Annotated in this window: 25 protein-coding genes, 1 pseudogene and 1 other annotated feature (1 of these 27 running past the window's edge); of the genes and pseudogenes, 18 read left to right on the top strand and 8 right to left on the bottom strand. The window is 47.1% G+C overall.

All coding sequences use genetic code 11. From position 1 onward, the window contains the following. Position 1, bottom strand: a sequence feature (23S ribosomal RNA rRNA prediction is too short) (it extends 151 nt beyond the left edge of the window). A gap of 975 nt (positions 2 to 976) precedes the next feature. Genes TES5_RS06365 through lacG form a run of 3 tightly spaced genes read left to right on the top strand, consistent with a single transcriptional unit; the run spans position 977 to position 4,433 of the window. Continuing rightward, positions 977 to 1,294, top strand: a complete 318-nt coding sequence (locus tag TES5_RS06365) for a PTS lactose/cellobiose transporter subunit IIA (RefSeq protein ID WP_068561019.1) — start codon at positions 977 to 979, stop codon at positions 1,292 to 1,294. 5 nt (positions 1,295 to 1,299) lie between these two features. Further along, a complete protein-coding gene (locus TES5_RS06370; protein WP_198143304.1) occupies positions 1,300 to 3,015 on the top strand; it encodes a lactose-specific PTS transporter subunit EIIC in 1,716 nt (571 codons plus the stop codon). 14 nt (positions 3,016 to 3,029) lie between these two features. After that, positions 3,030 to 4,433: a 6-phospho-beta-galactosidase gene (gene lacG / locus TES5_RS06375; protein ID WP_068561021.1), complete on the top strand. Its 1,404-nt coding sequence runs from the start codon at positions 3,030 to 3,032 to the stop codon at positions 4,431 to 4,433. Positions 4,434 to 4,762: 329 nt separating this feature from the next. Here lacG and TES5_RS06380 read toward each other — a convergent pair whose 3' ends face one another. Further along, on the bottom strand, positions 4,763 to 5,449 hold the full coding sequence (locus TES5_RS06380; RefSeq protein WP_177187559.1) for an HAD family hydrolase: 687 nt from the start codon (positions 5,447 to 5,449) through the stop codon (positions 4,763 to 4,765). A gap of 2 nt (positions 5,450 to 5,451) precedes the next feature. Next, complete coding sequence (locus TES5_RS06385; protein ID WP_068561023.1) at positions 5,452 to 6,231, bottom strand: DeoR/GlpR family DNA-binding transcription regulator; 780 nt, start codon at positions 6,229 to 6,231, stop codon at positions 5,452 to 5,454. Between the two features lie 232 nt (positions 6,232 to 6,463). Between TES5_RS06385 and TES5_RS15145 the strand changes: the two are divergent. Then, positions 6,464 to 6,553, top strand: a pseudogene (locus TES5_RS15145) (family 1 glycosylhydrolase); the annotation flags it as partial. 299 nt (positions 6,554 to 6,852) lie between these two features. On the opposite strand, the gene TES5_RS06395 reads toward TES5_RS15145, so the two are convergent. Continuing rightward, positions 6,853 to 7,479: an FMN-dependent NADH-azoreductase gene (locus TES5_RS06395; RefSeq protein ID WP_068561025.1), complete on the bottom strand. Its 627-nt coding sequence runs from the start codon at positions 7,477 to 7,479 to the stop codon at positions 6,853 to 6,855. Between the two features lie 194 nt (positions 7,480 to 7,673). Between TES5_RS06395 and TES5_RS06400 the strand changes: the two genes are divergently transcribed. From TES5_RS06400 to TES5_RS06410, 3 genes are all read left to right on the top strand, one after another. After that, complete coding sequence (locus TES5_RS06400; RefSeq protein ID WP_178137850.1) at positions 7,674 to 8,831, top strand: acyltransferase family protein; 1,158 nt, start codon at positions 7,674 to 7,676, stop codon at positions 8,829 to 8,831. Positions 8,832 to 8,905: 74 nt separating this feature from the next. Next, positions 8,906 to 9,880: a glycosyltransferase family 2 protein gene (locus TES5_RS06405; protein WP_068561027.1), complete on the top strand. Its 975-nt coding sequence runs from the start codon at positions 8,906 to 8,908 to the stop codon at positions 9,878 to 9,880. After that, complete coding sequence (locus tag TES5_RS06410) at positions 9,873 to 10,271, top strand: GtrA family protein (protein ID WP_068561028.1); 399 nt, start codon at positions 9,873 to 9,875, stop codon at positions 10,269 to 10,271. The genes TES5_RS06405 and TES5_RS06410 overlap by 8 nt, the downstream gene beginning before the upstream one ends. 262 nt (positions 10,272 to 10,533) lie before the next feature. Here the strand turns inward: TES5_RS06410 and TES5_RS06420 are convergent, their stop codons facing one another. Then, positions 10,534 to 11,286 carry a glucose 1-dehydrogenase gene (locus TES5_RS06420; protein ID WP_198143300.1) on the bottom strand — a complete coding sequence of 251 codons (753 nt, stop codon included), beginning with the start codon at positions 11,284 to 11,286 and terminating at the stop codon, positions 10,534 to 10,536. A gap of 177 nt (positions 11,287 to 11,463) precedes the next feature. Between TES5_RS06420 and TES5_RS06425 the strand changes: the two genes are divergently transcribed. The 4 genes from TES5_RS06425 (at position 11,464) to TES5_RS06440 (ending at position 14,679) form a co-directional block, all read left to right on the top strand. Continuing rightward, on the top strand, positions 11,464 to 12,114 hold the full coding sequence (locus tag TES5_RS06425) for a YdcF family protein (protein WP_068561030.1): 651 nt from the start codon (positions 11,464 to 11,466) through the stop codon (positions 12,112 to 12,114). Positions 12,115 to 12,476: 362 nt separating this feature from the next. After that, the gene (locus TES5_RS06430; RefSeq protein WP_068561031.1) at positions 12,477 to 13,706 is read left to right on the top strand and encodes an AAA family ATPase; all 1,230 of its coding nucleotides are present in this window, start codon (positions 12,477 to 12,479) and stop codon (positions 13,704 to 13,706) included. Then, a complete protein-coding gene (locus tag TES5_RS06435) occupies positions 13,696 to 14,310 on the top strand; it encodes an RloB family protein (RefSeq protein ID WP_068561032.1) in 615 nt (204 codons plus the stop codon). Before TES5_RS06430 ends, TES5_RS06435 begins: the two co-directional genes overlap by 11 nt. A gap of 114 nt (positions 14,311 to 14,424) precedes the next feature. After that, on the top strand, positions 14,425 to 14,679 hold the full coding sequence (locus tag TES5_RS06440) for a hypothetical protein (RefSeq protein ID WP_068561033.1): 255 nt from the start codon (positions 14,425 to 14,427) through the stop codon (positions 14,677 to 14,679). A 233-nt stretch (positions 14,680 to 14,912) separates the two neighbouring features. Here TES5_RS06440 and TES5_RS15740 read toward each other — a convergent pair whose 3' ends face one another. The 4 genes from TES5_RS15740 to TES5_RS06460 all read right to left on the bottom strand — a co-directional run bounded on the left by TES5_RS15740 (position 14,913) and on the right by TES5_RS06460 (position 17,087). Further along, positions 14,913 to 15,623 (bottom strand): LysM peptidoglycan-binding domain-containing protein, encoded by a 711-nt coding sequence (locus TES5_RS15740; protein WP_068561034.1) that lies wholly within the window; start codon positions 15,621 to 15,623, stop codon positions 14,913 to 14,915. A gap of 339 nt (positions 15,624 to 15,962) precedes the next feature. Then, positions 15,963 to 16,196 (bottom strand): DUF2922 domain-containing protein, encoded by a 234-nt coding sequence (locus tag TES5_RS06450; RefSeq protein WP_068561035.1) that lies wholly within the window; start codon positions 16,194 to 16,196, stop codon positions 15,963 to 15,965. A gap of 53 nt (positions 16,197 to 16,249) precedes the next feature. Beyond that, on the bottom strand, positions 16,250 to 16,456 hold the full coding sequence (locus tag TES5_RS06455) for a DUF1659 domain-containing protein (RefSeq protein WP_068561036.1): 207 nt from the start codon (positions 16,454 to 16,456) through the stop codon (positions 16,250 to 16,252). Between the two features lie 91 nt (positions 16,457 to 16,547). Continuing rightward, positions 16,548 to 17,087: a sigma-70 family RNA polymerase sigma factor gene (locus tag TES5_RS06460; RefSeq protein WP_178137851.1), complete on the bottom strand. Its 540-nt coding sequence runs from the start codon at positions 17,085 to 17,087 to the stop codon at positions 16,548 to 16,550. A gap of 271 nt (positions 17,088 to 17,358) precedes the next feature. On the opposite strand from TES5_RS06460, the gene TES5_RS06465 reads away from it, so the two are divergent. The 7 genes from TES5_RS06465 to pulA all read left to right on the top strand — a co-directional run bounded on the left by TES5_RS06465 (position 17,359) and on the right by pulA (position 25,974). After that, positions 17,359 to 18,405 (top strand): competence protein ComK, encoded by a 1,047-nt coding sequence (locus TES5_RS06465; RefSeq protein WP_068561037.1) that lies wholly within the window; start codon positions 17,359 to 17,361, stop codon positions 18,403 to 18,405. A gap of 117 nt (positions 18,406 to 18,522) precedes the next feature. Then, positions 18,523 to 19,335: a general stress protein gene (locus tag TES5_RS06470; RefSeq protein ID WP_068561038.1), complete on the top strand. Its 813-nt coding sequence runs from the start codon at positions 18,523 to 18,525 to the stop codon at positions 19,333 to 19,335. 146 nt (positions 19,336 to 19,481) lie between these two features. Continuing rightward, positions 19,482 to 20,318, top strand: coding sequence for a recombination regulator RecX (recX, locus tag TES5_RS06475; RefSeq protein ID WP_160117146.1), 837 nt, complete (start codon positions 19,482 to 19,484; stop codon positions 20,316 to 20,318). After that, on the top strand, positions 20,318 to 21,595 hold the full coding sequence (gene mutY / locus TES5_RS06480) for an A/G-specific adenine glycosylase (RefSeq protein WP_068561040.1): 1,278 nt from the start codon (positions 20,318 to 20,320) through the stop codon (positions 21,593 to 21,595). The genes recX and mutY overlap by 1 nt, the downstream gene beginning before the upstream one ends. A gap of 123 nt (positions 21,596 to 21,718) precedes the next feature. Then, positions 21,719 to 22,264 carry a nucleoside tri-diphosphate phosphatase gene (locus tag TES5_RS06485; protein WP_068561041.1) on the top strand — a complete coding sequence of 182 codons (546 nt, stop codon included), beginning with the start codon at positions 21,719 to 21,721 and terminating at the stop codon, positions 22,262 to 22,264. Positions 22,265 to 22,438: 174 nt separating this feature from the next. Further along, the gene (locus TES5_RS06490) at positions 22,439 to 23,563 is read left to right on the top strand and encodes an SGNH/GDSL hydrolase family protein (protein ID WP_068561042.1); all 1,125 of its coding nucleotides are present in this window, start codon (positions 22,439 to 22,441) and stop codon (positions 23,561 to 23,563) included. 431 nt (positions 23,564 to 23,994) lie between these two features. After that, a complete protein-coding gene (pulA, locus tag TES5_RS06495) occupies positions 23,995 to 25,974 on the top strand; it encodes a type I pullulanase (RefSeq protein ID WP_068561043.1) in 1,980 nt (659 codons plus the stop codon). The last annotated feature ends 332 nt before the right edge of the window (positions 25,975 to 26,306 follow it).

The raw sequence follows: 26,306 nt of genomic DNA on the forward strand, positions 1-26,306 counted from the left end.
CTCATTGAAGAGCGTATTGAATGGAATAAAAATCACCCTGTTTCCGAGATAATGAAATGGCAATAGCAGCATCAACCAATACTGACTTTAAATTTTACAGGTAGAAAACATATTAGATATTCCCTAAGAGCCGTTCCTGGATTATATGGAACGGCTCTTAGGTGACCTTAGGGTCAGGATTGTTGGTTTTAAACGCTCTGTCCACTTACTGTTCAACCTTACACACTAATGGTTCCATTTTGACGTTATTCACAAAAGCTGCCCAAATCCTTTAGATAAAGGATTTGGGCAGCTTTTCGTGAGCGTTTTTTCCACTGGTAACTTATCTGTCAGTCAGTGGTAATTTTGATGTCACTAGGTGGTAATAACTATGTCACTGCTGGTAATTTCCTGTGGCGGATATCAGCTGCAGTCAGGACTTTATACTATACGTATTCGGTGGGCACCCCAGTAGTTATTTATTGAAGAAATTCGGAGCTGTAAAAAAAACGCGCAATCGATCCAGCAAAATGCTGCTGGTCCGGTTGCGCGTTTTTTTATAACTTGTAAAGTGGTGTCACTAATAAAAAAGCTGTTCCACCATGTTAAAAAACAAAAAGAAACATTTATGGAACAAAAACAAAAAAATAAAACAAAAAAACGAACAAAAAGATTGATTTTATGTTTGGTTCTGTTTATAATGAGGGCATAAGGAAATAAAAACGCTTCCGGGAAAATGAGTTGTGATTTTCCAGACTGTCTTCGTAAAATCTTTAAAATATTTTTAGTAAGGAGAAATGAATAGGGCTATTGTACTGGGGACGGATTTAGCTGGTAAGGAATTGAAATCAATCATTACAAATCAAAGAAGGTGAGCAAGCTGCACGTAAATGGTGGCGTAAGACTGGCTTTAATACTATCGATACACTAAGCAAAGTTCTTGGAACGACAGCAACATCTTGGAAAGAAAAAATCTGAACAAATTGGAGGAAATAAAATGAACAGAGAAGAAGCTACTTTATTAGGGTTTGAAATTGTTGCCTATGCAGGTGAAGCACGATCGTACCTTTTGGATGCTTTAAAAGCAGCGGAAAAAGGTGATTATGATAAAGCCGAAGCATTATGTGAAGAAGCAAATACCAGCATCATAGAAGCTCATAAAGCTCAGACAAGTTTGCTTACTATGGAAGCTTCAGGCGATGATATTGCGTACAGCGTTACGATGATGCATGGACAGGATCACTTGATGACAACATTACTGCTTAGGGATTTGATGAAACATATGATTGAATTGTATAAAAGAGGGAGCAACTAATTATGATGAATGCCTTGATTGCACAAATTGAAAAAGCTAAACCTTTTTTTGAGAAAGTATCCCGTAATATCTATCTACGCGCAATACGTGATGGCTTTATCTCAGCGATGCCTGTTGTTCTGTTTTCAAGTATTTTCCTATTGATTGCCTATGTTCCTAATATCTTTGGTTTCTCATGGAGTGCATCGACTGAAGCTTTGATTATGAAACCATACGGATATACAATGGGGATTTTAGGAGTTTTGGTTGCCGGCACAACAGCAAAATCTTTAACGGATTCCTTCAACAGAAAGCTGGAAAGCACCAATCAAATTAACTTCCTTTCCACTATGCTGGCTTCCATATCCGGTTTCTTACTCCTTGCTGCGGATGCAGTTGAGGGCGGTGGATTTGCAAACGGATTCTTAGGAACAAAAGGACTATTGACAGCGTTTCTTGCAGCGTTCATTACTGTGAACATCTATAATATCACTGTGAAAAATAATGTGACAATCCGGATGCCGGAAGAAGTTCCACCAAACATTTCACAAGTTTTTAAAGATATCATTCCTTTTACCTTAGTGATTGTCGTCCTTTATGGTTTGGATATAGTGACCAGAAATATTATGGGGACGAATGTGGCGGAGTCCATCATTAAGTTATTCGAGCCACTGTTCACAGCGGCTGATGGCTACTTGGGCATTACAATCATATTTGGTGCCTATGCACTGTTCTGGTTTGTCGGGATACATGGACCCTCTATCGTTGAACCTGCTATTGCAGCGATTACGTATGCGAATATTGAAACAAATTTCCAACTTTTACAGGCTGGACAGCATGCAGATAAGATTCTGACATCCGGAACGCAGATGTTTATCGTTACAATGGGTGGTACAGGTGCAACTTTAGTTGTTCCATTCATGTTCATGTGGTTATCAAAATCAAAACGGAATAAGGCGATCGGCAGAGCGTCAGTCGTACCGACTTTCTTCGGGGTTAATGAGCCAATTTTATTTGGAGCACCTATCGTTTTGAATCCGGTATTCTTTGTTCCATTTATTTTTGCACCGATTGCCAACGTATGGATTTTCAAATTCTTCGTTGATGTTCTTGGGATGAACAGCTTTAGCGTGAATTTGCCTTGGACAACACCAGGTCCTTTAGGGATCGTTATCGGAACAGGATTCGGGCTGATGTCACTTGTTCTTGCTCTTACACTGATTGTAGTGGACGTAGTGATTTACTACCCATTCTTTAAAGTCTACGATGCACAAATTCTTGAAGAAGAAAAAGCTGGAGTATCATCTACGGATAGTTTGAAAGAAAAAGTTGAAGGCAGCTTTGATACTAAAAAAGCCAAAGCGGTCCTTGCAAGTGTTGATGCGAACGAGAATGATCCGAAAGTTTTTGAAAATAAAATAATAGAAGCTAAAAATGTTCTTGTCCTTTGTGCCGGCGGTGGAACAAGTGGCCTTCTTGCTAATGCTTTAAATAAAGCTGCGGCTGAATATGGTGCTCCTGTAAAAGCAGCAGCGGGCAGCTATGGTGCTCACATGGATATCATGAAAGACTATGACTTAGTCATCCTGGCACCTCAAGTGGCTTCGAATTACGAAGATATTAAACAAGATACTGACAGATTGGGCGTTAAACTTGTTAAAACGCAAGGAGGTCAATACATTAAATTGACCCGTGATGGCCAAGGGGCTCTTGCATTTGTTCAGGAACAATTTGAAGACTAGACAGGAGTTATAATATGAAGAAGTTACCAAAAGATTTTATTTTCGGGGGCGCAACAGCAGCCTATCAAGCTGAAGGGGCGACACAAACAGATGGAAAAGGCCGTGTAGCTTGGGATACTTATCTTGAAGAAAACTATTGGTATACAGCAGAGCCAGCCAGTGATTTTTATCATCGTTATCCTGTTGACCTGGAACTTAGTGAAAAATTCGGTGTAAACGGCATTCGGATCTCCATTGCATGGTCACGTATTTTTCCGACTGGTTTTGGTGAAGTAAATCCTAAAGGTGTTGAATACTATCATAATCTCTTTTCAGAATGCCATAAACGTCATGTAGAACCTTTTGTCACGCTGCATCATTTTGATACTCCTGAAGTGTTGCATTCAGATGGAGATTTCTTAAATCGTAAAAACATTGACTATTTTGTTGATTACGCTGAATTCTGTTTTAAAGAATTTTCAGAAGTGAACTATTGGACTACATTCAATGAAATAGGCCCGATAGGTGATGGTCAGTACTTAGTGGGTAAATTCCCACCAGGGATCAAGTATGATTTTGAAAAATTATTCCAATCCCATCATAATATGATGCTCGCACATGCAAGAGCCGTCAAGCTTTATAAGGATAACGGCTATCCGGGAGAAATAGGTGTCGTTCATGCGCTCCCAACAAAGTACCCTTATGATCCATCCAATCCAGGCGATGTGCGAGCAGCAGAATTGGAAGACATTATCCACAATAAATTTATTCTGGATGCCACTTACTTGGGTAGGTACTCTCAAAAAACGATGGAGGGTGTCAATCACATTCTCTCCGTAAATGGTGGCAAGTTAGATCTTCGAGAAGAAGATTTTGAACTTCTTGAAGCAGCTAAGGATTTAAATGATTTTCTGGGCATTAATTATTACATGAGCGATTGGATGCGTGCGTTTGATGGTGAATCAGAAATTACGCATAATGCAACCGGGGCTAAAGGTGGATCAAAATATCAGCTGAAAGGTGTCGGAAGAAGAGAGTTTGACGTAGATGTTCCACGAACTGATTGGGATTGGATGATCTATCCACAAGGCTTATATGATCAAATGATGCGGGTCAAAAATGATTATCCTAATTATAAAAAAATCTATATTACTGAAAATGGCTTAGGCTATAAAGATGAATTTGTAGAGGGTACAGTCAACGATGATGCACGTATCGATTATGTCAAAAAGCATTTAGAGATCATTTCAGATGCAATAACAGCAGGTGTGAACGTGAAAGGTTATTTCATATGGTCATTGATGGATGTCTTCTCATGGTCAAATGGCTATGAGAAACGCTACGGATTATTCTACGTGGATTTTGAAACACAGGAACGTTATCCGAAGAAAAGTGCTTACTGGTATAAGAAGTTGGCAGAAACTCAGATAATCGAATAGCACGTTTATTCTTACAGAGTAGGAAAGAAAAAAATAATACAACTACACAAAACAGCATCGGGAAATTTTCCCCGATGCTTTTTTTCGGGGAATTGAGAGCCAGCTCCGGTGAAAGGACTGCTCGTCGGTGGAACCGACCCACAAACAGGGGCCAACGCCGGCGAATCCCCCTTCGCCGGAGCAGGACAGCGAAACCCAGCAGTCAACTACGGCGAAGCCGTCGTTCACCGGAGCACAGCTCCCGTTGATACGGTAACCTTGGCAACAACGTACTTTACCAAAAAGAGAACGCACCATCGGCCGGGCCGATGGTGCGTTCTCTTTAACTTTTATGCTTGCTCTGCGAAAAGGCGCTGGGTGAAGCCGTGGAAGTCCGTGATGACACCGTCCTTGCAGAGGTTTTCCTTTTGGAAGGTTTCCCGGTTCTTGAAGAACGGGTCGATTGCGATGATCATACCGATGTTCGCGCTGTTGGCCGCGCGGAGCCCGGAATAGGCGTCCTCAATGACCAGACATTCTTCGGGGGGGACCCCGAGTTTTCTGGCGGCATGCAGGAAGATGTCCGGCTCCGGTTTGCCGGGGAAGGAACCATCATCGAAGACGACTTTGTCCGGATCGAACCAACGATCAAGCGCAAAGGTGTCGAAATAGAAGTCAACATTTTCTTTGATGGTCGCGGTGGCGATCGTCAGCGGCAACTTGCGCTCCTTCAGATCGTCCAGCACTTCGGTCAAGCCGTCCGTCAATACGAGTTGCTCCGGTTTGTTCAGGCAGAGTCTGCGGTAATGCTCTTCCTTCTCCAAAGAAAGTTTCTGCACTTCTTCGTCCGTCAAGTCAGGGGATACAAAATGACGCAGGATTTTGTCGTTCGTGCGGCCGTGTACGTTTGTCAGAATCTCTGTTTCTGTGAGCCCGTTGCCTGGACTGTACTTTTGGATCATGTCGATCCAGGCCTGTTCGTGCAGATGCGAATCCTGGAACATTGTGCCGTTGAAATCAAAAATGATGCCGTTCAGTTTCATAAGTTAGCTCCTTCTTCTGTTTGGACTTGGGTCAAGGTGACGTATTGCGAGTAATGCGTGACCAGATCAGCGCTGATATGGTCATCGGTGACCAGGTGATCGATGTCGTGCAGATTGTAGAAATTGTAGAAGTCGTCCCGGTTGAATTTCTTGTTGTCCGCCAGTAAGTATTTTGTGCGGGAGTTGTTCAGGGCGATATTCTGGGTTTCTCCTTCCGCCATGCTATAGGTGGAGATCGCTTCATTGTGGATGCCGTTGGCGCTGATGAAGCATTTGGAGAACTTCAACTTTTTCAGGTTGTCGTTCGCGATCGGGCCGAAGAAAGCACCCGTGTTTTTCCGGTAATCGCCACCGATCATAATGATATCCGCGGTGTCGTATTGGCGCAGATTTTCGAAAACCGGATAGCTGTTTGTGATGATGCGGATTTTTTTGCCGCCGAGATAGCTCGCCAGTATTTCGATCGTCGTGCCCGGCCCGAGGAAAATGGTGTCGCCATCCTCAACGTAGCTTGCCGCCAATTTGGCAATCGCTTTCTTTTCTTCTTTTTGGACTTCTTGTTTTTCCGTATGCGAGAGTTCCTGGTCCAATGCGTAGCTGATGCTTTGTGCTCCGCCGTGGATGCGCAGGATTTTTCCGGCCTTATCGAGTTCGTCCAGATCCCTGCGCACGGTCATGTCGGAAACGTTCAGTTGCTTGACGATATCGGCTACGGTGATGATGCCTTCCTGGTTGACGATTTCAGTGAGTATCAGCAGGCGTTCTTTTTTTAACATTTTCATTCACCTCTTTATATTAACCATAATTTAGCACAATTTCACGGTCTGGTCAACAGAGAACGAACAAAAATAAACAAAAACGCGACAATTTGATGGGGTTTCGAACAAAAATGCGTTTTTTAATACCGTAAAGGTTCAAAGAAACACAAACAATCATTAATGAACATGAACAGGAGAGAGGCAGCTGTTTCGATCACCTGAAGATCTTCTATTTGGTTGGGCCACTGCTGTATATCAAGAAGGTGTGTATTTCTATCATAAAGTCTTTGTGGAATGCGAAGAACAAGATGTGCTGCCATTCGTGACGTTGCATCATTTCGGCGCAATTCTGATTCGCAACAAAAAAACCAGCACATAAGCTGGTTTTTTTGTTGCGAAAATACATCGCCATCTCCGGGGAATGGCCTCCCACCGGAGGAGACAACAATAAGATACCCGCCAGCTCCGGCGAAGAACCGCTCGCCGGAGGAAACAACTAAAAGAGCAGTCAACTCCGGCGAAACCGTCGATCACCGGAGCACAGCTCCCGGTGATCCGTTATCAGATCAGGGTGTAATTGGAAAGGCACAAAAAAAGACGCACACCAGCTGGTTGCTAGTGCGCGTCCGTATTTCTTGATTATAGTGATTTTGCCAATGCTTCGACTTTCGCCAAGCCTTCTGCGATGATGGTTGCTGCTTGATCGGGAACTGCTGCATGTCCTTCGATGACAACTTCGCCGATGATTTCCATTCCGAATACGCCGCCGAATACGTTGCGCATGTAGTTGACGCCCATATCCATTGGGGCCATTTCAGGAGCGGAGTAGTAGCCGCCACGAGCGTTCAATAGGATAACTTTCTTTTCAGGCATCAAAGCAACCATTGTGCCTGTTTCATCATATTTGAAAGCAAAGCCAGCTGCAAAGATGTAGTCGATGAATGTTTGCAATTTAGCGGGGATCGTCAAGTTCCACAATGGGAATGCGAATACGATCACGTCAGCTGCAGTCACTGCATCCATTACTTTTTGTTTTGCTGCCAAAAGGCGTGTTTCGATATCAGTCAATTCTTCGCCGACTGCCATTTTGCCGTAAGCGCCGAAAAGATCTTGGCCTAAGTATGGCATGTCTTCTGAAAAGACGTTATAAGTTGTGATGTTCAATTTTTCATTTTCTTTGGCTGCAGCCAAAAAAGTTTCATACATTTTTGAAGAAATGGCTTCCTCTGCTGGTCTGTTGTTTCCTTTTACTACTAAAACGTTCATGTGTGTTCCTCCACTTATGGTATATTTGATGCGAGTTTCATTTCACTTACCGCATGTAAGTATAGTATAACATCTCGGCTTCGAAATAAATAGTCGAAATGCTCAAAAAAATAAACAATTTGAATTTTCGTAACATTTGCACTAACATAGGAAGGAATATTTCGATAGTTTTGTTGATAATGGGAGTGAATGATATGCAAAAATCCGGCCAAAGCCAACGGATTGAAATCTTTGACGGTATGCGGGGATTAGCCTCGGTCATTGTCATGATTTTCCACATGGCGGTCTGGACAGTTTATGGTTACAGTGCCAATGAATATAAAGTTTTTGCCAACTCATTTTGGCGGGTGGCGACACAGACACCCTTGAAACTGATCTGGGGCGGCAATGAGGCGGTGCTGGTCTTCTACATCATCGGTGGTTTCGTGCTGGCGCGGCCTTACCTGAGTGGGCGCAAGCTGGATTTCAAGCCTTTCATCCTCAAACGCTGGATCCGCTTGATGCTCCCGTATGTGCTGATCATCATGGGAACGGTCATACTGATTGCCCTATTCGGAGCTTGGAAACATGACACGATCGACTTGAGCGGTTCGTTTAATGTGAAATGGAAAAGGGTGCCGAATGCGCTGGAAATGCTGCTGTATTTTCTCGGGTATGACTACAATCTGAATATTTTGAGTGGGGCTTTCTGGAGCATGGTTCAGGAATGGCGCCTTTCCTTCATCCTGCCTTTTATCGCGGTGGCATTGCATCGCTACGCGACGGGGAAAGTGTTAGGCGGCTATGCGGTCATGCAGTTCGGGATCGAGAAGCTGACGGATTGGGGTATGCACAGCGACACAGCTTGGTTGGCGCAGCTGTCTGAATCGCTCAACCGGACGAATTATTATGCAATCTTTTTTGTTATGGGAGCTGTTTTGGCGAAGCATATGGCGGCGATCCGGACATTTGTGCAGGAGCACCATCTTTTCCGGATCCTGTCGGCCTGGGCGATTCCGTTCTTGATTCCTAGCCAGTGGATCCTGGCGGCGCTCGGATTTTCGTTCCGGGTGCGGCATGCGCTGTTGCTGACTGGTTTGGGCATCATTTTGTTCCTGTTGTTGTGCCTGGAATCGCCGCGTTTGACGGCCTTCTTCAAATCGAAACCGCTGCTGCTCTTGGGAAAGCTGTCCTTCAGCCTGTACCTGACGCACACGACGTCGATCGTCCTCTTTGTGACGTTACTCGGCCAGATCATCCCGCCGGAAATCGCGCTGTTGCTGTCGCCGCTGTTCGCTTTGCCTGTGGCCTACTTATGGCAGAAGTATGTCGAAACATGGTGCCTCGATTTGCTGAATCATTTCAAGAAATAGACGGTCAACCTGCGCTAAGTATGATACGATAAAGGAAAGCTCAGAATTCTGAAAGAACATGCAGGGGTGGACACATGTCAAAAGATATCATTTCCATCGTCGTTCCTTGCCACAACGAGGAAGAGATGGTGCCGATTTTCCATAAAGAAATAACAGCGGTCAGCGAACAGTTGCCGGATGCCGTATTCGAAATGATTTTCGTGAACGACGGCTCGAAAGATGCCACGCTGGCTGAATTGAAGCGAGTTGCTTCTTTGGATGAGCGCGTGCACTACCTTTCCTTTTCGCGCAATTTCGGCAAAGAAGCGGCGATGGTTGCGGGACTGCGCCACGCGACCGGTAATTACGTTGCCGTGATGGATGCCGATCTCCAGGACCCACCGGCTCTGCTGGTGGAGATGGTTGCCCTGATCCGCGCAGGCGAATACGACTGCATCGGCACGAAACGAGTCGACCGCAAAGGCGAACCGCCGATCCGTTCCTTTTTCGCGCGGCAGTTCTACCACCTGATCAACCGCATCTCAGATACCGAGATCGTCGACGGCGCCCGGGACTTCCGGCTGATGACGCGCCAGATGGTTGATGCGGTGCTGGAAATGACCGAATACAACCGTTTTTCGAAGGGAATCTTCAGCTGGGTCGGCTTCGAGACGAAGTACCTGTCCTACGAAAATCAAGAACGCGTCGCCGGCAAGACGACTTGGTCGTTCTGGAGCCTGTTCAAATATTCGCTGGACGGAATTGTGGCCTTTTCCGAGGCACCGTTGGCGATCGCGGCCTTCACCGGTTTCCTGTCGTTCGCCGTTGCGATTTTGGCAGCCTTGATCCTGACAGTGCGGACGCTGGTTTTCGGCAACGCAACTTCCGGCTGGACTTCGCTCATCGTTATCATCTTAGGGATGGGCGGCTTGCAATTGCTCTGTCTGGGGATCCTCGGAAAATATCTGGGGAAAACCTTCATGGAGACGAAGCGGCGTCCGCTCTATATATTGAAGGAGACGGACCGTGCCTTGCCGACTGGTCGCAAGGAGGAGCAGAACGATGACTAAAGTGTTGGCTCAAGTGGCAAAATTCGGACTCGTCGGTGTCGTGGCGACGGTACTGGATTTTCTGATTTTGTTTGTTCTGGCCGACTTCATCGGCCTGCATTACTTGACGGCCGCTGCGTTGGCGTTTGTTGCGGCGACGTTGTTCAATTACGCGGCGAGCATGCGCTACGTGTTCACGAGCCGCTTTGGCGAAGCTGAGAAGCGCCAGGAATTGTTGCTCTTCTTCACTCTAAGTGTCATCGGCCTGGGCTTGAACCAAGTGCTGATGTGGGTGTTCGTTGATCAAGTGGCGTTGCATTACCTGGTGGCCAAGATTGCCGCTACTGTGTTCGTGATGGCCTGGAATTTCATTTCGCGGAAGATTTGGCTGGAGGATAAGAATGCAGGATGAAGAAAAGCGTGGTTTGGGACCGGAACTCCGGCGACAGCATGGTTGGCCGGAGCTGGAGGTACCCTGCGAGCACCAGCTCCGGTAGGCCGGTTTTCGTCGTAGTTGGAGTCGGAAACGCGTTGCCAGCTCCGGCGAAGACCTCCTTCGCCGGAGCTACGGTTCCAATTATCAAGCGGGCAACACAGACATAAGAAAAAACGAATGCGGCTGTTCCTGACAAAGGAGGCAGTCGCATTCGTTTTTTTGTGAGAGTAACCAAAAATCAGTAGCTGGTCCAGCCGCCATCTGCAGTCACGATGGCGCCATTGACGAAACTGGCATCGTCAGAAGCCAGAAAGAGTGCAACGGAAGCGATCTGCTCGGGCATTCCGAAGGCCGGATTAATGGCCATGCCGACGCCAGTTGTTTCTTGGCCAAATGTGCTGATGTTGCCCATTGACTGGGCGATATTGGTGGCGACAGCTCCTGGGGCGATTGCGTTGCAGCGGATACCTTTTTTCGCGTACATGAAGGCCGTGTTTTTGGTCAGTCCGATGACAGCATGTTTGGAAGCGACATAAGCCGCACCGGCACAACCTCCCTGAAGACCGCCGATTGAGGCGATGTTGATGATATTACCATGGCCTTGTTCCAGGAAATATTGGATGGCTTTACGGCTTGCATACATCGGGCCGTTGACATTGACGGCGAAGACACGGTCCCACCGCGCATTTGTGACTTCTCCGACCGGTTCGAAGCCGTCCATGATGCCGGCATTATTGATGAGGATATCCACTTTACCGAAGAAAGTGATTGCAGTGTCAATCATGGCATTTATGTCGGTTTCGATGAAGACATCGGTTTTGATGGCAGTTGCAGCGTCAGGGGTTTCCGTGTTGACTTCACTTGCGACTTTTTCGGCACCTTCGAAGTTATAATCGGCAACGACCACTTTTGCGCCTTCTTTAGCAAACAGGCGACAGATGGCTTCGCCCATACCCGAAGCGCCTCCAGTTACAACAGCGACTTTGTTCATCAGTTTTATGTCGTTCTCCTCCTTATGCCTTGCTGGTTTAATTGTATCACGACAACGCTTACAAGTTTGAGGTGACGATCCACTCAAAATAAAAAATATAAAAAGCGATGGCATATTTCCACATTTCAGATAAAATAGAGTGATAATAAGGTGAGAAAAGGGTGTGGAGAGCAGAAGATGGCAAATTATCCATTCGACAAGGAGCGCAGCCTCCTGAAGACGGACGAATCGACCAGAATAACGATGTTGCTGCTGAATGTATTTCTGATCGTGACTGCCGTATCTTTGACAATCAGCTTCTATATCCTCGCCAATCTGGAAATCAATGAGGAACCGGTCGTTTCCGACATCATCATCGTACCTGAAGGCGCGCCGGAACGAGGAGTCAAGGCCTCAGAACTGTTGGAAGCAGGTTATTCCGAATCCGGAAAAATCATCGTTTCTCCGCTGCTTGTGGATGCCGAACTATTGCATCTGCAGCCCTACGGCGAACTTGGGATGATGGATGATGATATACTGGTGGATTACCAAGCGACCAGCACTTGGACCAATGCCATATACAGTATCGCGTTGATGGAAGAAAATGGTTTCGACACAGCGATTGTTGTGTCGAGCGATTATCACATGAACCGGGTCAAGTACAGCTTCAAGAAAGCTGCAAAAGGAAAGGATATGACATTCATCTATGTGTCAGCTGGCGGTCCGTACGGCTTGCCCTGGATCGAAACCCAACTCGGGAGACGCCTGGCGCAGCATGAAATCTTTAAAACAATCGGTTATTGGCTAGGTTTGTATCATTTCATCGATATCGGCGAAGGCGGCTCTTAATGGGGAGTGCGTCTTTTTTTATGGTTCGGGGTACCTGATTTCCGGTAAGATGGTGGCTCGCCGGAGATTGGGTGTGGATTCACCAGCTCAATTTCGGCGAGGAAGGCTTGAGCGGAGAACAATGCATAATCATAGTTGTTTCCTCCGGCGAGGCAAACGTTCCCCGGAGCTGGAGAGCCCCTCCCCCGGATTTGTTCGCCTCAGTGTGATCTTCGCTGATGATGCAAAGATCCACAAATTCCCTACAAATCCGCGCATTTGTATCCGTTTGCAAAAAAGTTATCCGCTTTTGCATTCTTGACGGTTATTCTTAGAAGAAAAGCCGCCAGGGTGCTATACTTTTTGGTATAGGAGGTGTCGAGATGCTTGTAGAAATAGTGATGGAGAATTTTTTTTCCTTTAAAGATGAGGCTACCTTTTCGATGGTCGCCAGCCCGATCGGTGAACACCCGGAGTCCGTCTATGGCAAAAACAATATCGCTGTGACAAAATTGGCGACGATCTATGGGGCGAATGCCAGCGGGAAAAGCAATCTTCTGAAGGCCATGAAGATGATCCAGGAAGGCCTTCTGTTGCAGAAGTGCTCATCCAGTGAATGGCTCGACCATATCGAACCGTTCCATCTGGATGCGCGCACCGAGAAAAAAGATACGATGTTGGAAGTAAGTTTTCTGTTGGACGGGAAGCTTTATCGCTATGGTTTTTTCGTCAACCGCAAACGGGTTACCGAAGAATTCCTTTACCTGGAAGGCGACGAGCAGAAGGATCTGTTTTTCCGGAATGCGACCGGACAGATCGCCGGTGGGGAATGGGCTGAAATGTTCCGCGACATCATTTTGGACGATATGCGTTTGGCCTTGTCTTCGTTGCTTTCCGCTCCTGAATCAGCTGAACATCCGGAACTGAAACTGTTCATAGAATGGTTCACGGAGATGCGCATCATCCTCGACACTTCGAAAATCGGATTGTCGATTTCGATGGCGAAGATGCACCTGTCAAAATACAAGCATAATCTCTTGGCCTTGATTCAGGTGGCCGATCCGTCCATTCAGGATATTGTTGTTCACGAATTGGAAAATTCGCGCAATGGGAGGCCGGAACTTGCCTTTTTTGTCGTCAAGACACGGCGCAATGAAGCCGGGGAATCGGAGCTCCATTGCGAAAATTTCCGTTTCCAGGATACCGAATCGGCAGGGACAGTCAAGCTTTTGGCTTTGGCCGGTCCGATCATCGAGGCGCTCGAAAAAGGTGGACTGTTGATGGTCGATGAAATGGATACGCAATTCCACACTTTGATGACGCGCTACGTGCTGGAACTTTTTTCCGGCGACGTCAACGATAAGGGTGCGCAGATGATATACTCGACGCACGATATCACGAACCTTTCCAGCAACCTTTTCCGCAGGGATCAAGTCTGGTTCGTGGAAAAGGACACGTACAGCGCCAGCCACCTGACTTCCTTGGTTGAATATCGTTTTGATGACGAGGAAAGGAAGAATAGTTTTGAATTTTACCGCAACTACCTGAACGGCAAATATGGGGCAATCCCATTTCCTCGGCCGTTGGATTGGTGGGTCGACAATGGAAAATAGAAGAAGAGAACACAAGAAAAAATTTGAACGGCCGGTCGGAACGAAAAGGCCGGAAAAAACTTTCCTGATTCTTTGCGAAGGCACTAAAACCGAACCGAACTACTTCCGCAGTTTTCACGTCATCTCGGCGCAGGTCGAAATCGTTGGTACAGCGATGAATACGATGTCTTTAGTCAACCATGCGCGAGAGGTCGTCAAGGATCGACCGGACGAATATGATGAAATTTGGCTGGTATTCGATAAGGATTCATTTGACCGGGATATCTTCAATGAAGCCGTCTTTTTCTGTGAAACGCATTACCGGCAAGGCTTCCGTGCCGCCTACAGCAACGAAGCTTTCGAAATCTGGTATCTGCTGCATTTTGAGCTGATCAAAAAATCGATTTCACGTTTCCATTATCCTGACATGCTGTCGAAACGACTGGGATTTTTCTACAAAAAAAATCATCCGCATATGTATAACGTACTATTATCAAGGCAGCCGGCAGCCATCCAGAACGCCAAGAAACTCTACAGTCAGCGCTCGCCGTCGCCTGCCCGCGACAATCCATCCACGACCGTTTTCATGCTGGTCGAGGAGCTGAACAAGCATCTGAGGAAATAATTTAAAAAAGTTTAAAAATAAAAAAAGCTGGAACGATTTTTTGCGAATAATACCAGTGTAGGTCTTATCAAGCAGCTAAGGCCACTTAAAAAGACAAAAGGGGATTGATTGCATATGTTCATGACACCGGTATTGGGAATGGATTTCTTGGAGGATAAGAAAGGGGTCGTCATTCATTTTGTCGAAGACGACACATTAGCGGAGGAGTATCTGTTCGAAACAACCGATGAGGCAGCCTCGTTTTTCAGAAGCTGCCAAAACTTGTGCGAGGAGGTCAAAGAGGAATCGCTAGAGGTCCAATATGCCCTTATCAGAGAGTTTTTGGATCTGGACATCGGCAAATTCAACTACGAACGCGCTTATTATTGATAAACATAAGAAAAAGAAGGCCAGCCCCGGAATGATTCAGGGCTGGCCTTCTTTTTGGCGCCGGAATTGGCGCCCTCAGCTCCGGCGAGGGGTCGGATCGCCGGAGGTCACCGGTAATGATGGGCTTCATCTTCGACGAAGCCTGCCTCATCGGAGCAGGAATCAAAAATGTGAACTGAACTGCGGCGAAGCCTGCGTTCCCCGGAGCAGACCATTCCCGGCGGTAGGTAGACTCAGTACTGGCGCACCTTCAATTGCTGTCCAATCAAGATCAGATTGCCCGACAGCTGGTTCAGCTGCTTTAGCGTAGCTGGGGTCGTTCCATATTTGCGCGACAAGCCCCAGAGCGTGTCGCCTTTCACGACACGGTGCAGCAGGAACGTGCCGGGTGCGCTGGCAAGGGGAGGCAGCGCGGAGAGGCCGGCCTCGATATCCTGACGAAAGCGGGCCTGCGATATACCCCAACTTGCGAGGTAGCCGTCCGGATCGGTATGATCGGTCCCGCCGACATTTTTGGAAACCCAGGAATGGGTTTTGATGCCTTTGTCATGTACGCTCGCTCCGCTGTTCAGCGTGCAGGGGATGCCTGCTTCCAGCGCCAATTTCTGCAGCAGCCAGACGTAGGCTTTGTAGTCCTGTTCAAAGATGGGGCGACTGCTTGTCCGCGCCAGCTCGACTTGGGCATAGGCATAACCGTTCGCTTTCGGGCCGACACCCCATTGGACTTTGCCGGCGTTGGCGATCTGGATTATTTTCCCGCCTCCGCCGACCCAATGGGAAACAAAGGCGTTTTGCCAGTTGCGCAGCATGTAACTGACTTCGTTCTCGAGGCTATTTTTGCCGACGTTGTTCGGATTGCCGGACTCGTGGGCGATGATCAGGTTGCTTGCGGTGAGTGGATTCTGGTAGATGGAAAAGATGCGTTTTTCGATCGTGTAGTTCATACTATTCCTCCTCTAACTTGTAAAACAGCCGCCCGGAATCGCATCCGGGCGGCTGTCTGTTGTTGATGAAAACTTAAGTTGTCCAGCAGTCCAAGCGGCTTGTACTGCTTTTCTGATATAACTAGGTAAATGTAAAATTTTTTAAGTTCAAAAGTGCATCACCGTAGGTGTTTCACAAGTTTGCAAAATGTTTCATGCACCTAAAATGATGTCCAGCTTCACGGGTTAGCCCTTCGGAAATTAGATAAATCTGACCCATTGCGCTCTACGATGCTCATTCAGGGCCAGATTTCCTAAATTTCTTTCAGGGCTGAGCGAACCCGTTCAGCTTTTCTTATTTTATTCGGCTTCGGCGATCAGGTCGGTGATGGTGCGTTCCACGTAGCGGGCGCTGTTGACTGCCGTGAAGGGGTTGATCCCTTTCACTTCGAACGCGTTCAAGCCGATGATGGCGTCCATTGCTGGTTGCAGTTCAACCGATGTCAAGCCACTTTTCGGGTTCTTGACACTCAAGTTGCGGGTTTTTCCGTCGGCCGTCAAAAATTTCAATTCCAAGGTTACTGTTGTCGTCATGTTCATTTCCTCCTAGATGTCTGATGGGTGCTTATCGTTCTGTTTCGGTTGGCTTAAGCGATGGAGTAGCGGTTCTTTTCGACGACGACTGCGTAAGCAGCGGGCAGGTCGACGAGTCCGGATACGGCTGACTGGAAGGATTGTACTTGTTCAGCTGTGACACCTGGTTTCAGGTTCGCGAATGACTGTTTGACTTCCTTCTCGTTTGCAAAATCATTGAAATAAAGCTCGATGTTTCCTTCTTCGTATTGTTTCACCATTTGGCATTCCTCCGTTTTCTTTTCTGGTAAGTGTCATGACTGCTTACACCTATAACGACGAAAGGGGATAGGCAATGTGTAACCCCGTCTTTCAGGCCTTCAAAAAAGGGCTGGCTTTGGTTTGGATCTGGCGTCTTCTTTTGTAGAGCGTTTTGCGCGAAATGCGTTGTTTTTTTGCGATTTCGGTGATGTTCAGTCCCTCCAGCGCGTCCCGCAGATAGGCATTCTCCTCGGCTGTCAGACAGGCGCAAAGGCGTTGCAGCAAATCCGCTTGCTCGAATTGGTCTTCAAACGAAGTTGTGCTGGGGACTTCCTCCAGCTCTTCTTCGCAAAGGTAGGCTTCACGGCTTACTTTTTTCTGTTCCTTGCGGATTTGGTCCAGGAAAGTCCAATGGATTTTTTGTTTGGCATAGCTGACGAACAAAAAGCTGTTCTCGGTCACGAGCGCATCCTTCAGGCACGTTTCGTACGTGTCAAAAAGGGTGATCAACCCTAATTGATAGAAGTCGTCGTAGTCGTTGTGGTCCGGATACCGGTTGATTTTTTTCAGACAATGATGGATGACACCCGCGTACAGGTCGCACAATTGGGTGGCGGCTTCATCGGTGCAGATTCTTTTTTTCATATTCATGGCGTTGCCTCCGTATGTAGTGGATGGCGTGATGCAGGGGAGAGCCCTGTGCATGCTCATCACGGCCTCGGCAAGCTTGCTGATGTCTATGTTATCGGTCCGGAGGCGGCAAGGTCAAAACTGCAAATGCGGCAAAAAAGAAGAAAAATGCGGTACTGGTCATCTATTTGCAGACGAATTTAACGGATATGTGATAAAATGTAAGCGCTTCTATATCATTCGGGTTGAAAGTAGTATATATTTTTATTAAACATTTAATTTGGGGGATTTTATGGAAAAGAAGACGGGAAAAAACTATTCGAATAATCAGAAACGGCAAGCGGATGAGCAACCGATGATGGAGCAACGCGGTAAAAATAATGTCGGAAAATCAACAGCAGAATTATTGGCGCAAGCATTCACGAATGGAGCAATGGAGGAAAAAAATGCAGGCCCCTCTTTTGATGTCGAACTGTGGGAAACGATCCTTTCGGGTCTGCGGACGTCTTTGCAGGAATCCGCATCGGCCCAGAGCCAGAAAGAAACGGAGGAGCCTTTCTTCGTTTTGCTCGATCCAGAAAGTACCCAGCCTTATTTGAATCGGGCTTGGGCTTTGGATCGGTTTGTGCTGGATGACTCATTTCTGTACATTATGAGCTTGGACCCGCAACTGCACCAGACCGACTTCCGCACGCTCATTTTTTTCAAAGACGGTCGCCTCATCAAAACGCGCGAAAACAGCAACAATGTGATGTTCTCTTTGTTTGAACTGATTGGTTTCGATTATGATTTCATTCGCGGGATCTCCACACGGGTCAGCGGCAAGGATACCCATTGTGTTCCCTATATTTTTGGGAGGTACCGATTTTTGCCGTTGAGCGGTCCGACCCGCAAAAACAGTTCCTGGATCAATCTTTCAAAGGTGCTGCATTCCCGGACTTTAAAAGGGGAAAAGGGAGTGGAAGTCCACTTCGTGAATCAGCATGTTTTCCACTTACCGGTGCGTCCGCAATTTTTCACCGAAAAAGTCAAACAAGCCAGCCAAACCGTTCATCGCCAAAATCACCTTTTGCACAGCGTCCTGACAAATTTCGATTACGCTGATGGAATAAAAGAAGAGCGCAAGCACAATTTGCTTGGGAACGCGTTACACGCCAATGCGGCTCGGCTTTCGACGATTCCGATGGATGAATATATCCAAATTGTTCAGTTTTCTTTGGCTGAAACGGCTTTGCGCCATCCTTCGTTGCGTGACAACCCGGTTGCGGACGAGGCGCTGCATCTGCTGCGGGAGAATCTGTATGGGGGACTTCCCCATTTAAGGAATGCACCCATCTGATCAGCGGTGCCGAGTAAAGTTTAGTATGATGGGAAAATAGGCTATCATTTGTGATTCAGGTTGAAGTATTTTACAATGAGTTCAAAGAATAAATCTTCAGTCATGGGAGGAATCGTTATGGACAAGAGAATCGAAGGTACCTTTGCTAATCAGGAAATGTTGCTTGATGTAATTACGCATCTGATTAAGCATGAGGGCTATGCGCCTGAGCAACTGCTGGTCATCACCCGCAACGGAAAAAGCAATTTCATCACGGAAGAGACGGCTGTACAAGTTATCGTAACCGGTGAAGACCGTGAGGAGGACTCCTTATGGGACAAAATCGTTAAGTTCTTTACGGTGGATTTGGAAGAGGAAGAGGAGGAAGCCATTTTCGAGCGCTACGGCATTGACGAGGATACGTACGAACGGTTTGAGGATGCTTTGGATGATGGGGAATTGTTGCTGCTGATCGATGATGCCGCTCCGATCAATGATGAACATGCCGAATTTCTCGTGCGCGATGGCATTTTGCCTGACGAAAAAGCCGTCCCTGTTGCAGCCATCACTGCCACGAAACCGGATTGGGCATCCGCCGATAGCGAAGAAGCCGGCGATGTTCCGGCTCATTCAATCGAAGCCGAGAAACAGCTCGAAGTCACCGAAGTTGCAGCTGCGTCGCCTACACAACCAGCCGATGTGACCGACGACATCACCGGACAACGCATCGAAGCTGAAACGGTGGCGGATCCTGCAATGGCAGAAGACAGTCACCGGTTGCCTGAAATGCAGTTTGACAAAGATGACTCCTTGCAGGAACTGGAAGAAGAGAAGGAACAGTTTTCCAAAGACCCATTTGGAGGCGACACGGTTGCTGCAGAAACCGTTGAAGATGCGGAAGATATCGAGCCTGATTATGAAGAGACGGATAAACCGAAACCGGCTCTGTGATTGACAGAAACACCCAGGGCTGCCTCGAAAGAATGAGGCAGCCCTGGGTGTTTTTAGCACGCGGCGGGAATTTCGAACATACGTTTTGTTCCTTTCGTTTTTTGTGTGTATAATAGCAAGTGAGATTCGCCGAAAGGATGTATAGAATGGACCATACCGAGGAACAGGCTGAAAAATTGCCTGTCGTAACAAAAATAACTGTCCAGAAAAAACGCAAGGACCGTTTCAACGTCTTCATTGACGGGGAGTACGCCTTTCCGATATCGGAAGCCGTACTGATCAAGGTCGGCTTGCATAAAGGGATGACGCTCACGAAAGAGCGCAGCGCTGAAATCGAGAAGGAAAATTACGATTACATGGCTTATACGACAGCAGTCAATTATCTGTCCTACAGCCTGCGCAGTGAGAAAGAAGTCCGCAAAAAACTGTATGACGAAGAAATCAGCCCGGACGCAATCGAACGTGCTTTGACGCGGCTGATCGAACAGAATTACGTCAATGACCGTATCTATGGCGAAAGCTACACGCGCACGGCGGCTAACCTGAACCTGAAGGGACCGCAACTCATCGCCAACGAACTGAAAGGAAAGGGCTTGTCGGAAGAAGATATCGCCATTTCCCTGCAACAATATCCGCATGAGTTGCAGTTGGAAAATGCCCAAACGATTGCTGAGAAGCAACTGCGCAAACAAAGCCGGGTTTCTTCGCATGAAGCAGCTTCAAAAATCCGTCTCCATCTGCATCAGAAAGGCTATCCTTCCGACATCGTCCTGGAAGTTATGGGAGAGATCGAAACGGAGAAAGAGGAAGAGGATGAAATGGCCGCATTGCGTCTGCAAGGGGACAAGCTTTGGCGCCGTTATGAGCGCAAAGCGAAAGGCCGTGAGCTGCAGCAAAAAGTGAGATCGGGCCTTTACCAAAAAGGCTACCAGGGAGACATGATCTCCGCCTATATCGAAGAAAAGGAACAGGAAGCAGAATAATGACAAATTCGGAACATACAAAAATATTCAAAGCAGCCGGCATCGAAATGTGGCCGGCCGAGAAAATACAGGCTTTCCGCAAAGCGCTGTTGGACTGGTACGACAAAGAGAAACGCGATCTGCCTTGGCGCCGGACGAGCGATCCCTATAGCATCTGGGTTTCGGAAATCATGCTGCAGCAGACACGGGTGGATACGGTCATCCCGTATTATCATAATTTCCTGGATAAATTCCCGGACATCGCAGCGCTGGCGGCAGCGCCGGAAGACGCGATCCTGAAGGCGTGGGAAGGGCTGGGTTATTATTCTCGTGTCAAGAACATGCAGAAAGCGGCGCAACAGATCGTCGCCGATTACAATGGTGTTTTCCCTAAGAATCCGCAGGAAATCGCTAAGCTGAAGGGCATCGGACCGTATACAGCAGGCGCCGTCTCCAGCATCGCTTTCCAGATACCGGAGCCGGCAGTCGACGGAAACGTCATGCGCGTCATGAGCCGGTTGTTCGAAATCGATGCCGACATCGCCAAACCAGCCAGCCGGAAAACTTTTGAAGCGGTCGTGCGGGAATTGATCGACCCGGAGCGACCAGGCGACTTCAATCAAGCGTTGATGGATCTGGGCTCGAGCATCTGTTCGCCGCTGAATCCGCAGCCTGAAATCAGCCCGATCAAGGCCTTCAATGCCGCCTACAAAAACGGGACGATGCATCTTTATCCGGTCAAAAGCAAAGCGAAAAGACCGGTACCGATGAATCTGCAGGGTATCATCCTGCAAAACAAGGAAAAGCAGTTCCTTTTGGAGAAGCGTCCGAGCAGCGGGCTACTGGCGGATTTTTGGACGTTTCCGTTGATCCAACTGGATCTCGATGCGATACCCGGAACAGTGGCTGCGGAACCAGAATCGGCGGCCAGCATCCAGACGGAACTGCTGGTTGCGGAGGAATTCCAGAAGTTGACAGAAACTGCAAACAAATCCGACAAAAAGCTGCCCTCCTTCAACCAGATCGAAGCGAAGCTTTCCGAAGTTGTGGCTGAGAAATACGGCTTGAAGCCGGTCTGGTTGAAGGCGGAAACGGGATCTGTCAATCATGTTTTCAGTCATATAAAATGGCACATCACTGGCTATTACGGACGCGTATTAACGAAAGAGGATAGCCGTTTACCCGAACAATGCCGTTGGGTCAGCGAAAATGATTTTGCCGATTATGCATTCCCGGTGCCGCAGCAAAAAATGTGGCAACAATTCAAGCAACAGACCCGAAAAGAATTTGGCTTATAATGGCTAAAATTTCGCAATCCATTTCCATTCTATGATATACTGTTCAATGAACTGAAAGTTGAGAGTTCCGCCGAAATGATTTCCGGCGAGGGCTCAAATAGTTGAAGAAAGTTGGGCACCGTGATGCATAATCCTCGGGAGGGAGAATTCATCACCATAAAGAGTTATAAGCATGACGGCAGCCTGCATCGAACGTGGCGTGACACCATGGTATTAAAAACTAGTGACCAATCCATAATCGGCTGTAATGATCACACCTTAGTAACGGAAGCAGATGGGCGTCGCTGGGTCACCAGAGAGCCTGCATTGTTGTATTACCATAAGCATTATTGGTTCAACATCGTCACCATGATCCGCCAAAAGGGTGTCTCCTACTATTGCAATCTGGCATCGCCTTATGTGATCGACCAGGAAGCATTGAAGTACATCGATTATGATTTGGACATTAAAGTTTTTCCTGATGGTGAAAAACGTTTGCTTGATGTAGATGAGTATGAATTGCATCGCAATCGCATGAATTACCCAAAAGAGATCGACCATATCCTGAAGGAGAACGTCAAGATTTTGGTGAGCTGGATCAACGAAGAAAAAGGTCCATTCTCCAAGGAATACGTCGACTTATGGTATGAGCGGTACTGTCAGCTGTCGCATAATCAGCAAAACTCGTGATGAATCCAAAATAATAAAAAACCAGTCGAGCGTAATGATCGGCTGGTTTTTTATCGGAAATGTGCGCTAACTCAAAAAAATACCGTGCATTAATACAACTGTTATATTATGATAAATATATCTGTAATAAAGAGTCAATATTTGAAATATCATTAAAATATTGGAGGAGTCAGAATGAAAAAAAGGGAAATAGTGCTTGTTTCCATCATGGGTATCCTTACGATTGCCATTGTTCTTTTTGGATATAAATACGCAGTCGCTAAAAAAGAGGCATTATTGAATGAAGGTGAGAAACAAACGGAAACTGTTGCGGAAACAGCTTCTTCCCAGGAGTCTATAGTCGCAGAGAGTGACACATCCGAAGCTTATGCGCAGTTCTTGGCCGCGTTTGCGGAGAACCGAAACAGCGCGCCGGTCATCGATTATCTGCAATATGTTCATCATCATACGAAGGAAGTCAATGTCGTCTTTTTCGGTGACGTGGCGGCAGATGCAGCTTGGGCCAAGTCCGCCATTGCCGGTATTCAGACAGAATTTCCGCTAGAAAACCTGTCGACTTCTTTCTTCAGCTCCCCTTCTGATAGCAGCTCGGTTTATCTGAGTAGCCAGTATGTTCAGGAAATGGTCGCCAGCAATCCGGATGTCATTTTTTACACGATCCCGACGAAAACCGATCAAGTGGTTGATATCAGTTTGGTGGATTCGACGCAAAACATCTACAAGATTTATGATGAAATCAGGGCTGCCTTGCCTAATACGCTGATCGTCTTGGTAACGCCACCTCCGGCAGAGGCCAAAATGGCTGATTGGAATTCACGTTCCTTGGATTATCGGAACTATACCAATAATCTGGTGGAAGAAAATGCAGCTTTCACTGTTCCGCTGTATGACCTGCATGCAGATTTCTTAGCTGAGTTGGCGAACCGCAGCGAAACGTTGGCCAACTATATGGATGCAGCTGGTTTGGAATTGAACGAAACCGGACAGCAACTTTATGGAGAACTCTTTGCCAACAGCCTACGAACAAAAATGGTCGATACTACGGCCGGTCTGTATGTTGAAGGTGAAAAACCTGCCTACACACCTATTGCTCCATCATTGGTCGTTCCGGTGGCGCCAGTCACTGTAATCGAGGAGCCTGTTTATGAAGAACCGGCATATGAATATGTCGCACCAACCTATGAAGAGCCGGTGTATGAATATGTGGCGCCGGTTGTTGAAACACCAGTAACACCGGCAACACCGATCCAACCAAGCGAAGATCCGATAACCGAACCGGAAACAACAATTACTGAGTAGGGATACGCTCACATAGGCACGTCGGATTTGAGTTGATCCATAACCTGCAAATCACAAAATATAAAGCCCGCATGTACCGGATTGTCCGGTAAATGTGGGCTTTTTTTGTGATTTTTTCATATTTCCATCTACAATAAAGCAGAAAAGTCAATCAGTCATTATCCTGATTTCACAAATAAGGTCAGTAAGGATAATACAAAAACATTATTGTTCTAAATGCATAAGAAGTTCTTTGAAAGGTTGATATTATCGTGTTTCTTATGTATAATTATGACATAAACAAAAGATGTAAGCGTTTTATGCGAAGGTGTTCTGTGTAGGTCGAAGATTATGTATTTCACAAACATGCAGGCAAATTTGGAGGCCGCTGCACAATAGACAGCTGCTTAAACGCAATTTCACCAGAAAAAAGATTTTTCGGAGGTAATGTCATGTACATACAAGTTGATGAACGGAAACGGACTGACGTTCCATCGACTACTTGTTATCAATACGACTTAGATAATTTAGATGATCCACTAGAGCAATTTGTGCAGTCGCCTGTTTTTGATAAAAAGTATTCATTTGATGGAGAATTGGGGGCAATTTATACACCGCAGAGGACTATTCTGCGGTTGTGGGCTCCGACAGCGCTCAGTGTAGAAGTAATTGTTTATGAAAGTCTGTACCGCAAAGAGAAGAAAAGACACACGATGGGGAAAGGCGGAAGAGGGACTCACGAACTCATTATGATTGGGGACTATGCAGGGACCGCATACAAATATGCGATTACTTTCCCGGATGGCAAAGTCGTCGAAACGGTCGATCCCTATAGTTACGCGACAACCGCAAACGGAGAACGTTCCGTTATTTTGGATATATTCAATACCAATCCAAAAAAATGGGGACCCCGATTGGAACCGATCGCTTCACCAGTCGACGCCATTATTTATGAATTACATATTCGTGACTTCACGATTTCCCCAACAAGCGGGATTGCAAACAAAGGCAAATTCCTGGGAGTGGTCGAGCAAGGTACCTTATCTGCGGATGGCGACAAGACCGGGCTGGATTACCTTAAAGAACTGGGCGTAACGCATGTCCAGTTTTTACCGATGGCCGATTTTTCCACAGTCAATGAGTTGAAACCGTTGGAACAATACAACTGGGGTTATGATCCGCAGAACTTCAATGTTCCGGAAGGATCCTATGCCACCAATCCCTATCAACCGGAAGTTCGCATCCTGGAAATGAAGGAAATGATTCAAGGCTTGCACGATGCGGGAATCCGTGTCATCATGGACGTCGTTTACAATCACGTCTATTTACCGAAACTGCATGCTTTGGAAAAAACTGTGCCAGGTTATTATTTCCGAAAAAATGCTGATGGAACGCTATCCAATGGGACGGGTGTCGGTAACGATACCGCTTCGGAGCGTTATATGATGCGCAAATACATCATCGACAGCATCACTTATTGGGCGAAGAACTTCCACATGGACGGATTCCGCTTTGATCTGATGGGAATCCATGATGTCGAAACGATGAATGAAATCCGTATCGCTTTGGATGCAATCGATCCTTCCATCATCATTCTCGGTGAAGGGTGGAATCTGAACACCAATCTGCCTCCTTCCGAAAAGGCTGTCCAACAGAATGCGGACCGCATGCCCGGTGTGGCTCATTTCAACGATGCGTTGCGTGAAGCAATCAAAGGTTCCGACTTCAACAGCGGGAACGATACCGGCTTTGTCACCGGCAAACCGTTCATGGAAGGCTGGATCGCCACAAATCTGCAAGGCGGAGCGTACTACCCCGCTAGCCGAGGCAACTACAAGACTCCAGCCCAGATGGTGCAATATGTGGAGGCTCACGACAATTTGACGCTTTATGACAAATTGAAGATTTCGCTGCCATGGGATGATGAAGGTTCCCGTATGCGGCGCCATCTTTTGGCAAGCAGCTTCGTTCTGCTGAGCCAAGGCATCCCGTTCATTCATGCAGGGCAAGAGTTCATGCGCACAAAGAACGGGCTGGAGAACAGCTACAATGCACCGGATTCGATCAACCGCATGGATTGGCACCGTCGTTCTGAAATGAAACAGGCTGTGGATTACATGAAAGGCTTGATCGCGTTGCGCAAGCACGAGCCGTTATTCCGCTTGCGGACCATTGATGAAGTCAAGGAGCACATGAATATAGTCAAAGCAGACTATCAAATCGTTGTGTATCAGTTGGAGGACACGGAAAAGTTATACTACGTCATTTTCAATGGCCAGACGAATGCTATCGATTTTGATGTTGAAGCCGGAGACTATCGAGTGTTAATCGAAGACGGCAAAGCGAACTTGGATGAACCGAGAATAGTCGAAGGACTATCCCGCATCCGGGTGGAATACCTCTCCGTTACAGTGCTTGTAAAAAATAAATGATGGTAGTCCGGGCGGTCGTCTCACTTGAGGCGGCCGTTTTTTGGTATGCAGGAACTGCCCGGAGCTGTCCTCCGGGGAGGACGGCTTGAACGGAGGACAGCGTTCGAAACTGAGCCCATCTCCGGCCAGCGGGTGGTCGCCGGAGATGGGCCGCCGAATCTGCGATGAACTCCGGCGGTCCAGGTCTTGGCCGGAGTTGGTGATCAGGCGCCGGCCTGATTGCTGTTCTATGCAACATTTTTCATTCTGCTTTATGCAAGATTGTCACATCCTAAAGCATTTTTTGGTACAATGAAGAGGCAAATACATCGAATGAAAATGATGGGGTGGGT

It is taken from the genome of Trichococcus sp. ES5 (assembly GCF_900067165.1).
Taxonomy (GTDB): domain Bacteria; phylum Bacillota; class Bacilli; order Lactobacillales; family Aerococcaceae; genus Trichococcus; species Trichococcus flocculiformis.

Coding starts and splice junctions, on each gene's coding strand:
- TES5_RS06410 (WP_068561028.1), top strand. CDS start 9,873: ATGACTAAAGTGTTGGCTCAAGTGGCAAAATTCGGACTCGTCGGTGTC.
- TES5_RS06430 (WP_068561031.1), top strand. CDS start 12,477: ATGCTTGTAGAAATAGTGATGGAGAATTTTTTTTCCTTTAAAGATGAG.
- TES5_RS06460 (WP_178137851.1), bottom strand. CDS start 17,087: ATGAATATGAAAAAAAGAATCTGCACCGATGAAGCCGCCACCCAATTG.
- TES5_RS06420 (WP_198143300.1), bottom strand. CDS start 11,286: ATGAACAAAGTCGCTGTTGTAACTGGAGGCGCTTCGGGTATGGGCGAA.
- pulA (WP_068561043.1), top strand. CDS start 23,995: ATGTACATACAAGTTGATGAACGGAAACGGACTGACGTTCCATCGACT.
- TES5_RS06435 (WP_068561032.1), top strand. CDS start 13,696: ATGGAAAATAGAAGAAGAGAACACAAGAAAAAATTTGAACGGCCGGTC.
- TES5_RS06425 (WP_068561030.1), top strand. CDS start 11,464: ATGGCAAATTATCCATTCGACAAGGAGCGCAGCCTCCTGAAGACGGAC.
- TES5_RS06465 (WP_068561037.1), top strand. CDS start 17,359: ATGGAAAAGAAGACGGGAAAAAACTATTCGAATAATCAGAAACGGCAA.
- recX (WP_160117146.1), top strand. CDS start 19,482: ATGGACCATACCGAGGAACAGGCTGAAAAATTGCCTGTCGTAACAAAA.
- TES5_RS15740 (WP_068561034.1), bottom strand. CDS start 15,623: ATGAACTACACGATCGAAAAACGCATCTTTTCCATCTACCAGAATCCA.
- TES5_RS06365 (WP_068561019.1), top strand. CDS start 977: ATGAACAGAGAAGAAGCTACTTTATTAGGGTTTGAAATTGTTGCCTAT.
- TES5_RS06400 (WP_178137850.1), top strand. CDS start 7,674: ATGCAAAAATCCGGCCAAAGCCAACGGATTGAAATCTTTGACGGTATG.
- mutY (WP_068561040.1), top strand. CDS start 20,318: ATGACAAATTCGGAACATACAAAAATATTCAAAGCAGCCGGCATCGAA.
- TES5_RS06440 (WP_068561033.1), top strand. CDS start 14,425: ATGTTCATGACACCGGTATTGGGAATGGATTTCTTGGAGGATAAGAAA.
- TES5_RS06485 (WP_068561041.1), top strand. CDS start 21,719: ATGCATAATCCTCGGGAGGGAGAATTCATCACCATAAAGAGTTATAAG.
- TES5_RS06450 (WP_068561035.1), bottom strand. CDS start 16,196: ATGACGACAACAGTAACCTTGGAATTGAAATTTTTGACGGCCGACGGA.
- TES5_RS06370 (WP_198143304.1), top strand. CDS start 1,300: ATGAATGCCTTGATTGCACAAATTGAAAAAGCTAAACCTTTTTTTGAG.
- TES5_RS06490 (WP_068561042.1), top strand. CDS start 22,439: ATGAAAAAAAGGGAAATAGTGCTTGTTTCCATCATGGGTATCCTTACG.
- TES5_RS06405 (WP_068561027.1), top strand. CDS start 8,906: ATGTCAAAAGATATCATTTCCATCGTCGTTCCTTGCCACAACGAGGAA.
- TES5_RS06455 (WP_068561036.1), bottom strand. CDS start 16,456: ATGGTGAAACAATACGAAGAAGGAAACATCGAGCTTTATTTCAATGAT.
- TES5_RS06385 (WP_068561023.1), bottom strand. CDS start 6,231: ATGTTAAAAAAAGAACGCCTGCTGATACTCACTGAAATCGTCAACCAG.
- TES5_RS06470 (WP_068561038.1), top strand. CDS start 18,523: ATGGACAAGAGAATCGAAGGTACCTTTGCTAATCAGGAAATGTTGCTT.
- lacG (WP_068561021.1), top strand. CDS start 3,030: ATGAAGAAGTTACCAAAAGATTTTATTTTCGGGGGCGCAACAGCAGCC.
- TES5_RS06395 (WP_068561025.1), bottom strand. CDS start 7,479: ATGAACGTTTTAGTAGTAAAAGGAAACAACAGACCAGCAGAGGAAGCC.